Below are 12,143 nucleotides of genomic sequence, written 5' to 3' on the forward strand. Positions count from 1 at the left end.
CACCCCATCATTTCGTCAATTGAGCTACTGAATTCTTTCGACTCTCTATTTCTTCCCATGAATATTCCAACACTTGCTCCTGATCCGACAGATTCACTTGCAAAATCCGTTCGAGCAAATTCAAGCCGACCACTTTCCCCGGCCCTTCAGGCGTCTGAACCCGCTCGCCGATATCAGGCATAAGGGCTTTTGCTTCTTCATATTCATCGTTTTCATATTTCAGGCAACACATGAGACGACCGCATAATCCGGAGATTTTGGATGGGTTGAGAGACAGGTTCTGATCCTTCGCCATCTTGATGGATACCGGTTCAAAGTCGCCCAGGAATGTGGAACAGCAGAGCATTCTGCCGCATGGCCCGATTCCGCCAAGCATTTTAGCCTCATCACGGACGCCGATTTGGCGCAATTCGATGCGCGTCCGGAAAATGGCAGCGAGATCTTTTACGAGATTCCGAAAATCGACCCGTCCTTCCGCTGTGAAATAAAAGACGATCTTATTACGATCAAATGTATATTCCACATCGACAAGCTTCATTTCAAGCTCATGCTCCCGAATTTTCTCGACACATTTTCCGAATGCCTGCTCGGCATCCGCACGGTTTTCATCTACTTGGATCTGGTCTTCCACTAGCGCCTTGCGAATAATTTTCTTAAGTGGCAAGACGACGTCATTCTCATCGACTTCCCTCACAGAACTAGCGACTTTTCCGTACTCGATACCCCGTGCTGTTTCGACGATGACATAATCACCGACAGTAAGCGGATAGTCGAGAGGATCGAAATAATATATTTTACCCGCTTTTTTAAAGCGGACTCCTACAACTTTATACAAGCGTTAACCCCTCCTGCAAATTGAGCACCAGCTGTTCCATTAAAAGTGTACGGTTCATATTGCCATACAGCTTTTTCTTCGCTTGCAAAATGGCTTCCATATTGGCTGATAGACGGCTATATGTCATCTTCATTGAAAGGCTCCGGAAAATCTGCTGTTGATCGGGAAACGCCAATTCCGATTGCATTCCGGCTTTCAGCGAGACGATATCACGGTATGCATAGAGAAGCAGGTCAAGGCCACGCTCGACGTCTTCCTTCTCTTTCATTGCCGGCAACCAATCCGATTGGATGAATAGAAGCGCTTCGTTTACATTGCGATCTGATGCTTCAATCAATTTTAACACTGTTTTTCGTATGTGTGCAAATTGATCATTTTCCGCAAGCAGTTTCGCTTGCCCGATATCCGCTGTCATCATTGTAACCGTCGCTGCCATCGATGCGGTAATCCCTTCATCGGTCAATTTCGCAATCATCTCTTCACGCTGTGGCGGAAGAAAGCTGACGCGTTGGCATCTTGATTGAATCGTCGGAAGGATCGCCTGATAGGAATCGGTCAGAAGAATCGCCGTCACTTCCCCTTCAGGTTCTTCCAGGAACTTTAGCAGCGTATTGGCTGCCGAGGTGTTCATCCGGTCCGCGCGGGAAATGATATAGAGTTTACGCCCCGGCTCATACCCTTTTCGCGTCATTTTCATAATCAACGACGACATCTGTTCTTTTTTAATGTCTTGTCCATCAGGTTCAATCTTTGTCACATTTGGGTGGTTTCCCGAAGCAACCCGTTTGCAGTTGCGACATGTTTCACATGGAACAGCATTTTCAGGCGTCTCGCAAAGCAAGAGCTTCGCGAAATGGATGGCTGCTTCTTCTTTTCCAGTGCCAGCCTCCCCATCAAATAGATAGGCATGGCCGATCCGGTTGTTCCGAAACGTTGCTTCCAGTCTATCGATGACGGCCTTTTGCCTTCGCTTAATGCCATTTTCCATGCTTGTACCTCCTTGCTCCAAAAAACTCGGATCATCTATATATATTAATGAGAAGTCCTTTGATTTCCCCGATTTTCCCGAGTAATTCTACAGATGTCTCCTCATCATTCAATAAAGCTTCTGCCAATTCAATGAGTTTCTCATCAATTGTCTCGACAATGTTCAGGCGCCGTCCTTCGCCGAATTGATTCCACGTATGAGATTGCTTCAATCCCATTCCGGATTCAACTGATTCCTTCAAAAAGCGGCGGACGAGCATTTTGAACTTGACCATATCCCGTAAGTTCCGTGAACGGGCTAGACGGTCCCCTGCCGAAGAAATATCTCCAAGAAGTCTTGTAATCTGTTCCCCGTGCAAGCGTTCTTCCTGTTGCAGAACCATTTGGCCGAACCGGGCGTTCCCTTGCGCCGGACGCAAAGGATCATTTCTGAATTTATCGGGCCCGGTTCGGAATTCACCATTCACTTTCATTTCTACATCACCTCATTTCATCAAAAATGATGAAATTGTTCAATCGGCAAGACGAATACTGTGGCGCCGCCCACTTCCACTTCTACTGGGTAGGGAATATAGGAGTCGGCGTTGCCGCCCATTGGTGAAACGGGAGCGACCATCTGATCGCGCGAACGGCAATTTTCACGAATTAATTCCAAAGCTTTCGGTACGAGGCTGTCGTCCGTTCCGATGAGGAAGGTTGTGTTACCTGACCGCAGAAACCCTCCAGTACTGGCTAGTTTCGTAGCGCGAAAATCATTTTTCGTTAAAGCCGCCGATAAGCGGTTGCTATCTTGGTCCTGTACAACTGCGACAATCAATTTCACGGTACCCTCTCCTTTTAGCTTTTTCTTTTATAAATAAATTAGTATTGTTGATTTCCACTTCAGGTGGACGCTTTCCGCCGGCATGGCTTCAGCCAATCGAACAGCGAAGGGTTCGATTTGCATTAATTTCTGCGTTCTTTGCAGAAATTAATGCATCCTGCTCGCAACGCTGCGCTTGTGCTCGCAAACGCCGTTCTCCGTAACGGTGTTGGCAGGAGTCGCCACCTTCCGTTCCAATCAACGGAGTATACTTAACAATAAGCAGTTACATTCCAAAAAGAGTTGTTATAAACACTCTCCTACATTATATCATGAATTCTCTTTAGTAATGAGTTGAGATCTTATAATTTTCCAAACATTTTCAGTTACTTCAGATAATGGTTTGCTGGCGTCTGTACTGATGATGCGGTTTGGGAACTGTTTGAGCAGTAATTGGTAGCCTTCGTTTACCTTCTCGTGGAACTGCAATGTTTCATTGTCCAGCCGGTTTTGTTCCCGTTCGTCGTTTTTGGATATCCTTCGTAATCCCTCTTCCGGAGGAACATCGAAGTAAATGGTCAGATCAGGCATTGTCTTTCCTATCGCAAATGCGTTGATGGACATGACTTCATCCATGCCGAGCCCTCGTGCATGACCTTGGTAGGCGAGGGAGCTGTCGACGAACCGGTCACAAAGGACGATTTCCCCTTCGCTTAATGCCGGCAGTATTCTTTCGACGAGATGTTGGCGGCGAGCTGCCGCGTATAGAAGCGCTTCTGTCCTGCCATCCATCTCCTGGTGCTCGTTGTCGAGGATGATATGGCGGATTTTCTCCGAGATGCGTATGCCGCCCGGTTCTCGGGTGAGAATAGCTTTCTTCCCTTCCTGTGCCAGTCTCTTATATATTTCTGCAATGACAGTCGTTTTTCCTGCACCTTCGGGACCTTCAAAGGTAATAAATATCCCTTTATTTAACATAGTATTCCTCCGTCAATCGATGATCACTTGTATTTGTCTATCCTTCGCCCGAATGGCGCCTTGAAACTTCGCTCTCATTAGCAAGTATTGGAACAGCGTCGCAACATGTCGCTCTGTTACTGTTTCCCCGCCTAGGAGCAACGGTATGCCCGGCGGATAAGGAATAACGGCAGCTGCCGCCACGTGCCCGACTGTTTCATCTATCAATCTCCATTCGGTTTCTCTCCCATGAAGTTCTTGCGGGAGATAGGTCAGCGTCGATAATCCTTCGTCCGTCGCTATCCTCTCAAGCGCTGGCTCCTCTTTCTTCGCCGGCAAGCCAGCAACGGCAATCATAATTCTTTGGACGCTTTCGCCGAATGGATATATTTTACCCTTTTTCAGCAGCGGCAGAATGAGCAGCACTTGGAATGGGTCGGCTAGTTCTGCGAAAACCCCTTCCGCTTCAAGCCTAGCAAGCAATTCAAACCCTGTATAGCCTTGGACTCGCAGCAATATTTTTAATGGATCGTCCGTTTCAACGATCTGCAATGCAGAGATGGCGAGAAGTTCATTGATGAAGGTTCGGCGTTTTTCCAAGAAATCTGCTTGATCTTCAACTGTATATGACTCGGCGTATGCCCGGGCATCGTCAAGCGACGCCATGAGCAAATAGGATGGACTGCTCGATTGGAGCATTCCCAAATAATGCGCTACTCTTTCAGGAGAGATGAATGCCGACCTGATATGTAAAAATGACGCCATCGTCATGGCTGGCAATGTTTTATGGGCCGAGTGCACAACAACATCCGCTCCGAGCTCCAATGCGGAGGGTGGAAATGCACCCCCTGTGACGAAATGGGCTCCATGCGCTTCATCCACCAAAACAGGAATACCAAATGAATGACTATATTGAATGATGTCCAACAACTGGGAGCCTGCTACTCCATAGTAGGTTGGATATGTGAGGACGACCGCCTTAGCGTGGGGATAGGCTTCAATCGCCTCCTGTACCCGCTCAAAACGGACAGCACCCGGCGTATTCGTTTGCGCATCCCACGTAGGCGATACGAAGACCGGCTTGGCACCTGTCAATTCAATCGCGTGGAAAATCGATTTATGGGCATTCCTTTGCACAATGACAGTGTCGCCAGGCCTGCATGCCGCGTACATCATTGCCAAATTGCCGACTGTGGATCCATTGACGAGATAGAAGCTCCGGTCCGATTTATACAAAGCCGAAAGCCGTTGCTCCGCTTCACGGATCACTCCTGACGGTTCATGCAAATCATCCAACCCTTCCAATTCCGTCATATCGTATGACAGCACGGACTGCATTTCTTCCGGCAAGCCGGACAGCAGACCGTGTTTATGACCTGGCACATGAAACGAAATCGGACGCTTTTCCTTAAATTGGCTAAGCGCTTGGACAAGCGGTTTAACTCTTTCACTCATGACGATTCACACTTCCTTTGTCTCTATTATAAAGGAAGTCTGGACAGTAAGGGTGAAAACTCCTTCTTGGAAATGAAAAAGCCGAGGGGAGCCTCGGCTCTCGGCTTACGTATAGTTCATTCTTGATAATCCGATGGATAGGAATATCACGGCGAAACCAAGTAAGACAATGAGCGGCACGAGGATGTCTCCAACAGTGCCACTGTCTGCAATGAGCGATGTAAATCCTTCCATTGCCCATGTTTGCGGAACGAAATTGGCGATTTTCTGCATAACGTCAGGCACAATACTGATAGGCCAATAGACGCCGCCAAGCATGCATGTTGAGATGATCACCAATGTGCCAATGGCATTTTGCTGCTCAACCGTTTTCACAAGGCTTGCAATGGACATTCCGAGACCTACGACACAAAGAAGCAAAGCCGTAACGAGAAGAAGCAATGCTACTGGTGACCCCCAATTGACGTCAAACAGGGTGGACGACAGCAAGATAAGAAGGAAAAACTGGATCCCTCCCACTATGAAGAAAGATAGGAAATAGCCAAGCAATACTTGGAAACGGGTGACGGGTGTCGTAAACAATCTCGACCAGATTCCAGCTTGCCTCGCTTCAATCAGCGTGCCTGTCATCGAAAGCATCATGATCATAACGAACATGATGGAGAATCCCGCAGAGCTATAGGAGATGCCCATTAGCGGGTGTCCATCGGATGCATTTATTCTTTGTTCGGTCCACGCTTGGATCTGGCGTTCATTTCCTGTGAGTCGTTCATAGACGGATTCCCAGCTTTCATTGAAATAAAAACCTCCAACCTGCGCTGCCGCAACGTAAATGTCTAAGGATTGCATTGCCTGATTCACTTGTTGCTTGATGAGTGGAGCTGTCGCTATGCCGAGTGAAGGTTGAAAGGTGGCGGCTGGCTCTTCATTGCGAAGCTTATTTGCAATTCCTTTTTCCAGCGTTACAATGCCTTGCACCTCATTACTCGCCAACAACTTCTCCGCTTCAAGGGCGTTAAAAAGCTCATAGGAAATCATTTCATCGTGCATCAGCTTTTGAATGATGTCCTTCGAATATGCTGTCTGTTCCTCATCGACCAATGCGATGCGAAATGCTATATCGGCATTTTTCCCAAAAATACTGCCGAACAGAAACGTGAAAAGCAGCGGCATCCCAAGCATTAAGACAATCGACGATTTTTTCTTGAACGTCCGTTTGATTTCAAACAGGCAAATCGATAAGATTTTCTTCATTCCATATACCTCCTAAGCAATCCGGCGTCCAAGCCGGATGGAACTGATGAAAATGGATATCACCCCTATGCCGAGCAACACGCCTGCCGGCAGCCATAACGCTGACCAAGAAGTTCCTGTCATGATTGATGTGTAGCTCGTCAATGCCCATGAATTGGGCGTAAGCTTGGCAATTTTCCGAATGACTTCAGGGAACAAAGTAAGGGGCAGCATCGAACCTCCAAGCAACGCCATTACTTGGACACCCATGGTTCCAACGATGTCCGCCATTTTCTCGTTTGTCGTAAAGGCAGCTACAACCATCGCCAATCCCGCTACTGAAAAGATATAGAAGAAGGTGATGAAGAGGGTTTGCAGGATGGATGGGCCCCAGTCAACCTTCAGCAAGAAATGTGTAGCGCCCATGAAAATCAAAAATTGAATCCATGCAAATAGAAACGCACCTATCAATTTTCCTGTTAGAATTGAACGAACTGACGTCGGAGTCATCATCAATCGCGACAGCGTTTCACTCCGCTTTTCCTGATGAAATGACTTTCCTCCTGCCATCGCGTTGAATAGAAGGAACATCGCCGCCATTGCTGCAGCATAGTACTGCATGGAACTCACCGACTCTTCGTGTGCAGGCTCACTAACGTACGTCCGTTGTTCATTCATAACCTTCTCAATCGCTGTCGTAAGCTCCTGTTGGATGGCTTCCATGTCAACCGTGCTGCCATCACTAGACAACGCCGCAGCCTCCGCCATGACTGTGGTTGTGGAGTTTGCGATTGCCTGCGACATTTGACCAAACGTCTCTATCATCTGCCGGATAAGGGTCGCCGCTGTTTCCTGCCCAGTGGTTCGCAAGATGATGGCCCGTTCTGTATCAGGATCCCATTCATCCGGTAAAAGTAGGCCGACGTGGACTTCCCTTTCCTCCATCCAATCCAGCAATTGTTTCTCCGATTCCGCCCTTTCCACTATAATGGCAAGCCCATCTTCACCAAGTGCGCGGATAATGACTTCCGTCATCGCATTCGATTCGGGTGAATAGACGCCTAAAACGGTTTTAGGCATGCTTCCTCCACCCATCACCCCTTTTAAGGCGGAACCTAAAATGACCGTCAATAAAATCGGCATGAGAATCATCATAAGAATCGCTTTACGGTCTTTCAAGTGAATCTTCGCATCTTTAACAGCTATTAAAAGGCTCTTCATTGCAGTTCCTCCTATTCACGCAAAGAGCGTCCTGTCAGTTGCAAAAACAATGTTTCCAAATTCGCTTCCTTAAGGTGCATATTGTGTATCACGACACCTGACTGGCTAGCAAGCAGGATTACGTCTGCTACGCTCTCCATTTTCGATTGCAAATGCACATCGATCTCCTCGGCTTGCTGGACAATGACCTTTTCCACCCCATTCAACTTTTTTACCTGTTCGATAAATGAAGGGTGCAAGGAACCAACTGTAAGCTTTAACACAATTCCACCCGCCAAACGATTGTTTAAATCCTTCTTCGTGCCGCTTATGAGGAGCTTCCCTTCATCAATGATTGCAATCCGCTTGCAAAGAAACTCGACCTCTTCCATATAATGACTCGTGTAAATGACCGTCAGTCCTTGTTCATTCAATGATTTCACTGTCTCCAAAATATGACTCCTCGATTGGGGATCGATTCCGACTGTCGGTTCATCCATAATGAGCAGCTGCGGTTCATGCATGAGCGCGGCACCGATATTGATCCGCCGTTTCATCCCGCCCGAAAAAGTTTCAACCCTGTCCTTACCACGTTCCGTCAGACCAACGATTTCAAGGACTTCCTTCGCACGGTCCTTCGCTTTTTTGCCGGATAGACCGTACATCTTTCCCCAAAACATCAGATTGTCCAGCGCGGACATCGTCGGGTAAAGTGCAATGTCTTGCGGTACGACTCCTATCATCTGTTGGGTTTCCTTCCGATGCTTGCTTACAAGCTTGCCATTAACCCGAATTTCCCCCTCCCCGTTGGGAATCAGTCCGCATATCATTGAAATGAGCGTTGACTTTCCCGCGCCATTAGGACCTAGCAATCCGAACGACTCTCCTTTTTCCACTTGAAATGAAATCCCTTTAATGACCTCATGTGCACCGAAACTCTTTTTCACATCCGAAAGTGTAAGCATTCTCCGCAGCCTCCTTCTTTACTTCAATTTTATTGTAGAAGCCTTTTCCTTACATCGAGCGCGCGATAGATTTTGAAGACATGAAAAAAACGACACCTATGTGCCGTTTCTCATGTACGTATGCAGAAAGTAATGTCAGAATGTCGTTATGCCATAGCGGACAGCATAAATTGCCGCCTGTGTCCGATCACGGAGTCCCAACTTCTGAATGACGTTCGAAACATGGTTCTTTACCGTTCCTTCAGTGATGAATAATGTATCCGCAATTTCCTTATTGTTCAAGCCTTCTCCGAGATGAGTCAGGACTTCCACTTCCCGGTCGGATAATCCCTCTAGCCCTTTCGGCAGTTCACCCTGGCTAGTATGATTCTTCATTCTCAGCTCCGTGAGCACTTGCGAAGTGAATTCCTTCGGCAGCACGACACCGCCATGATGAACGGTGAGAATCGCCTGGACAATCGTATCCGTCGGCATATCCTTCAATAAATAACCGTTCGCTCCTTCTTCAAGCGCATCGAATATGTATTCACTGTCGTTGAACGTCGTCAGAATCAATACTTTCACATCCGGCAGGCTGTTTTTTACCAATCGTGTTCCTTCGACCCCATTCACTCCGGGCATCCTGATATCCATTAAAATGATATCAGGTAGGAGCTCCACCGCTTTATGTAACGCATCCTTACCATCCATCGCCGTCCCAACTACTTTAATCTCTGCACGCAAGCCCAGCAACGTGCTAAGCCCTTCCCGTACCAAAGGCTGGTCATCGACAATCATGACTTTTATCATCCCATCACCCCCGACGATATCTTTTTAAGCGGAAAGGTGATCATTATTCTAAAGCCTTCCCTTTCAAAGCTTTCGATTTCAAATGAACCCTCATGCTCCGCAACACGCTCTTTCATGTTAATTAAACCGAAGTTCGGTACGATATTCTTTTCGCCTTTCCCATCATCCTTTATTTCAATATGGATCTCTTCTTCATCCACATGAATCTTCACGATGCATGCATCCGCATTTCCATGCTTTTTTGCATTTGTCAGGCCTTCTTGCACAATCCTTTTGATTGTCGGCTGCAACGCTTTCGGTATCATGGCCACATCCACTGTTAAAATAAGAAGGGTTTCCATATGAGTCAGCGATGAAAATTCATCCATAAGCTCCTGTAGATCATCATGAAAAGAAACTTTCTCATTATCCTCTTTCAATGTCCGGACAGACAACCGTATTTCATGAAGCGCATCCCGCGTAAGCTGCTCACAAACTGCGACAACCTCTTTCGCCTTTCCGGCATCCCTCTCGACCATTTCACCCGCCACTTGCAACTGTACAACCAATGCCGTCATTTTATGGCCTACCGTATCATGAATTTCCCGCGCTATCTCATTCCGCTCCCGAATTACCGTCAACTGCTCGACTTGCTCGGCATATTCCCGCAGTTGCCGGTGCGCCGCTTGCAAAGCCTCGTGGGATTCATTCAACTGCCCATATTGAGCAGAAATCGTCTCCTTCGCATGATGAAAATTTCGGATGAGGCTACCGACGAAAGCGCCATAGAAGACGAACATCCCGTTCACGATATTACTAGATAGTGAAAATACACCTGTTTGTGCATAAAACCGCAAACTGATCAGTATCCATACAGCTACAAACGCCCCTGAAAAAATCCCAAGCAGTGCTTTACGGTCATATAATAAGAATACGGTTGTTGAAAGGACACCGAAAAAGATTAAATACAAATAGCCACTCTCAGAGAATAAAAAGCCGAACCCCATAATGACAATAAAGTCGATTGACGAACAAAGAATTCTCGTCTGCTCCCGGACGTCGGCCATTTGAATAAAATGACTGACAATGAATAGGGGAATGGCAAGGATTATATAGATAGTTCGCGAATCCGCAATACCATTCGTCATTTGAAGGAAATATCCGCTTAAAATGACCAGCATCGCGACGCGCACTAGACTGAATAAAAACAGAGAGATACTTTTAATGCCCACTGCTCACTCCCCCAAACGCTTCTTCTAATTCATTGGGCCGTATATCATAATGAATTCACCGGTTATGGCATCCAAGATTACCATCGGTTCCTTGCCATCATATCGAAAGGTCACTTCCCACGCCCGGCGGTTCACCATTTCAGCGTAGAACCCATGCTTCATCATTAATCTTGTATTAATGGGCCACATCTCTTCTAAATCTTTCGTAGGTATCAAGTCGTCCCCATACTTTTCCGGGGGATCCAATAAATATTCATACGCCTGCACAATCGCTTCATCCGTAGTTAAAATCGGCTTTTGGTATTGATAAGCAAACAGAATGGCTAGAACAGTGACAATGGCGAAGGCAATGGCAGTTCCACGCTTCATAAATGCACCTCATTCGATGTCTATTAACTTAATGATGAACTACTCATATTTTTTAAGCAATAGCAATTAGAAAATTCTCATTGATATAGTATCTTCTTCGCTAAAGTGTCTGATAATTGTTATTATTAATGTTGAGATGAAGTTTTATTTTAAGAAAGGGGAGGATTTTTTTGAAGCTGAAAACTTTGGGATGTGTTTTTTTGTGCATGGTTTTTCTAGTGATTGGGTGTTCTGCAAATGAAACAGTCGAAAGTAAATTCAAATTACCCGAAGATACACCAGACTTTGTCGTAGAAAGTGATTTGGAGAATATTGATTGGGATAAAAAAGCAGTGACATTCAACCGCAATATTATCGGAAATGAAAACAAATCTGGTGTTATTGGTGCTGATATGCCAAGCATTTCTACAAAACAAAAGTGGATGTGGCACCTTTGGGGGATTGAGAATCCAGCGGCCACCAATCTTACGGTCGTTGGCCTTCACAGAGAAACAGGCACTGTCCATCAAATCTTAACTTCAGGTTGGACTATAGGTCTGGCAGGAGAGAATAATGGAGCAGATGCACACGCCCCTTCTAATGTGAACATTCCTGAGGCAGGGGAGTGGGCAATATTGCTATATACTGATGGAGATTTATTTGATGTATTGATCTATGAAATTAATGAATGAAATTTTGGCGCATAGAGGGGCTCTCTGAGAGCGGATTGGTCTTCTTTGGGCGTGGAATTGCACTCTTTGGGCGCGCGGCGGCTTGCTTGCTTTGGGCGCGGGGAGGCTTGCTTTGGGCGCGGATTGGCTTTCTTTAGGCGCGGGGAGGCTTGCTTTGGGCGCGCGGCGGCTTGCTTTAGGCGCGGAATTGCTTTCTTTGGGCGCGGATTGGCTGACTTTAGGCGCGGGACAATAATACATTTCTGAACTAATCCTGAATCGCGCCAAATGCCTTTGACAAATTAAAGATTTATAAACACAAAAAAACCACCTATAAGGGTATGGCCTTGGCCCAGCGACGTCTTACTCTCACAGGGGGAAGCCTGTTCCCTGCGTAATTTGCACCGCTGGTGTAAAGTACGTAATGCGGCTGTGCCGCTTTACTACCATCAGCGCTGAAGAGCTTAACTTCCGTGTTCGATATGGGAACAGGTGGTACTTGTAAAAACCTTCGGTTTTATTTTCAAACACAAAAAAACCATTCCCCATGGGGAATGGCCTTGGCCCGGCGACGTCTTACTCTCACAGGGGGAAGCCCCCTACTACCATCAGCGCTGAAGAGCTTAACTTCCGTGTTCGGTATGGGAACGGGTGTGACCTCTTCGCCGTCGTCACCAGACAACTGAACGA

The 12,143-nt window shown here is 46.7% G+C and carries 14 protein-coding genes and 1 rRNA gene; 2 read left to right on the top strand and 13 right to left on the bottom strand.

What is annotated here, in order from left to right; genetic code table 11:
• Positions 1-7: 7 nt before the first annotated feature.
• From M3193_RS16270 to M3193_RS16325, 12 genes are all read right to left on the bottom strand, one after another.
• Positions 8-835: a PSP1 domain-containing protein gene (locus M3193_RS16270; RefSeq protein ID WP_251629919.1), complete on the bottom strand. Its 828-nt coding sequence runs from the start codon at positions 833-835 to the stop codon at positions 8-10.
• Positions 828-1,823 (bottom strand): DNA polymerase III subunit delta', encoded by a 996-nt coding sequence (gene holB, locus M3193_RS16275; RefSeq protein WP_251629922.1) that lies wholly within the window; start codon positions 1,821-1,823, stop codon positions 828-830. The genes M3193_RS16270 and holB overlap by 8 nt, the downstream gene beginning before the upstream one ends.
• Positions 1,824-1,854: 31 nt before the next feature.
• The gene (locus M3193_RS16280) at positions 1,855-2,295 is read right to left on the bottom strand and encodes a YaaR family protein (protein WP_251629924.1); all 441 of its coding nucleotides are present in this window, start codon (positions 2,293-2,295) and stop codon (positions 1,855-1,857) included.
• 20 nt (positions 2,296-2,315) lie between these two features.
• On the bottom strand, positions 2,316-2,645 hold the full coding sequence (locus M3193_RS16285) for a cyclic-di-AMP receptor (protein WP_060206001.1): 330 nt from the start codon (positions 2,643-2,645) through the stop codon (positions 2,316-2,318).
• A gap of 309 nt (positions 2,646-2,954) precedes the next feature.
• Entirely contained in the window at positions 2,955-3,602 is a 648-nt protein-coding gene (gene tmk, locus M3193_RS16290) for a dTMP kinase (RefSeq protein ID WP_251629929.1), read from the bottom strand.
• Between the two features lie 12 nt (positions 3,603-3,614).
• Positions 3,615-5,036, bottom strand: coding sequence for an aminotransferase class I/II-fold pyridoxal phosphate-dependent enzyme (locus tag M3193_RS16295; protein ID WP_251629931.1), 1,422 nt, complete (start codon positions 5,034-5,036; stop codon positions 3,615-3,617).
• A gap of 105 nt (positions 5,037-5,141) precedes the next feature.
• On the bottom strand, positions 5,142-6,290 hold the full coding sequence (locus M3193_RS16300; protein ID WP_251629933.1) for an ABC transporter permease: 1,149 nt from the start codon (positions 6,288-6,290) through the stop codon (positions 5,142-5,144).
• 12 nt (positions 6,291-6,302) lie between these two features.
• Positions 6,303-7,490, bottom strand: coding sequence for an ABC transporter permease (locus M3193_RS16305; protein WP_251629935.1), 1,188 nt, complete (start codon positions 7,488-7,490; stop codon positions 6,303-6,305).
• An 11-nt stretch (positions 7,491-7,501) separates the two neighbouring features.
• A complete protein-coding gene (locus M3193_RS16310; protein ID WP_251629937.1) occupies positions 7,502-8,434 on the bottom strand; it encodes an ABC transporter ATP-binding protein in 933 nt (310 codons plus the stop codon).
• 135 nt (positions 8,435-8,569) lie between these two features.
• Positions 8,570-9,223, bottom strand: a complete 654-nt coding sequence (locus tag M3193_RS16315; protein WP_251629939.1) for a response regulator — start codon at positions 9,221-9,223, stop codon at positions 8,570-8,572.
• Positions 9,220-10,434, bottom strand: a complete 1,215-nt coding sequence (locus tag M3193_RS16850) for a sensor histidine kinase (protein WP_251629941.1) — start codon at positions 10,432-10,434, stop codon at positions 9,220-9,222. Before M3193_RS16850 ends, M3193_RS16315 begins: the two co-directional genes overlap by 4 nt.
• Before the next feature lie 24 nt (positions 10,435-10,458).
• Positions 10,459-10,803 (bottom strand): hypothetical protein, encoded by a 345-nt coding sequence (locus M3193_RS16325; protein WP_251629943.1) that lies wholly within the window; start codon positions 10,801-10,803, stop codon positions 10,459-10,461.
• A 170-nt stretch (positions 10,804-10,973) separates the two neighbouring features.
• Between M3193_RS16325 and M3193_RS16330 the strand changes: the two genes are divergently transcribed.
• Together M3193_RS16330 and M3193_RS16775 are read left to right on the top strand one after the other, a co-directional pair.
• Complete coding sequence (locus M3193_RS16330) at positions 10,974-11,474, top strand: hypothetical protein (protein ID WP_353056428.1); 501 nt, start codon at positions 10,974-10,976, stop codon at positions 11,472-11,474.
• Positions 11,475-11,586: 112 nt separating this feature from the next.
• A complete protein-coding gene (locus tag M3193_RS16775; protein WP_285852050.1) occupies positions 11,587-11,709 on the top strand; it encodes a hypothetical protein in 123 nt (40 codons plus the stop codon).
• A gap of 307 nt (positions 11,710-12,016) precedes the next feature.
• On the opposite strand, the gene rrf is transcribed toward M3193_RS16775, so the two are convergent.
• Positions 12,017-12,132 (bottom strand): 5S ribosomal RNA (gene rrf / locus M3193_RS16335).
• Positions 12,133-12,143: the final 11 nt, after the last annotated feature.

Source organism: Sporosarcina luteola (assembly GCF_023715585.1).
Lineage (GTDB): Bacteria > Bacillota > Bacilli > Bacillales_A > Planococcaceae > Sporosarcina > Sporosarcina luteola_D.

What these genes read in the sequence shown, in the direction of transcription:
- holB (WP_251629922.1), bottom strand. Translation starts at nt 1,823, where the DNA reads ATGGAAAATGGCATTAAGCGAAGGCAAAAGGCCGTCATCGATAGACTG.
- M3193_RS16280 (WP_251629924.1), bottom strand. Translation starts at nt 2,295, where the DNA reads ATGAAAGTGAATGGTGAATTCCGAACCGGGCCCGATAAATTCAGAAAT.
- tmk (WP_251629929.1), bottom strand. Translation starts at nt 3,602, where the DNA reads ATGTTAAATAAAGGGATATTTATTACCTTTGAAGGTCCCGAAGGTGCA.
- M3193_RS16295 (WP_251629931.1), bottom strand. Translation starts at nt 5,036, where the DNA reads ATGAGTGAAAGAGTTAAACCGCTTGTCCAAGCGCTTAGCCAATTTAAG.
- M3193_RS16300 (WP_251629933.1), bottom strand. Translation starts at nt 6,290, where the DNA reads ATGAAGAAAATCTTATCGATTTGCCTGTTTGAAATCAAACGGACGTTC.
- M3193_RS16305 (WP_251629935.1), bottom strand. Translation starts at nt 7,490, where the DNA reads ATGAAGAGCCTTTTAATAGCTGTTAAAGATGCGAAGATTCACTTGAAA.
- M3193_RS16310 (WP_251629937.1), bottom strand. Translation starts at nt 8,434, where the DNA reads ATGCTTACACTTTCGGATGTGAAAAAGAGTTTCGGTGCACATGAGGTC.
- M3193_RS16315 (WP_251629939.1), bottom strand. Translation starts at nt 9,223, where the DNA reads ATGATAAAAGTCATGATTGTCGATGACCAGCCTTTGGTACGGGAAGGG.
- M3193_RS16325 (WP_251629943.1), bottom strand. Translation starts at nt 10,803, where the DNA reads ATGAAGCGTGGAACTGCCATTGCCTTCGCCATTGTCACTGTTCTAGCC.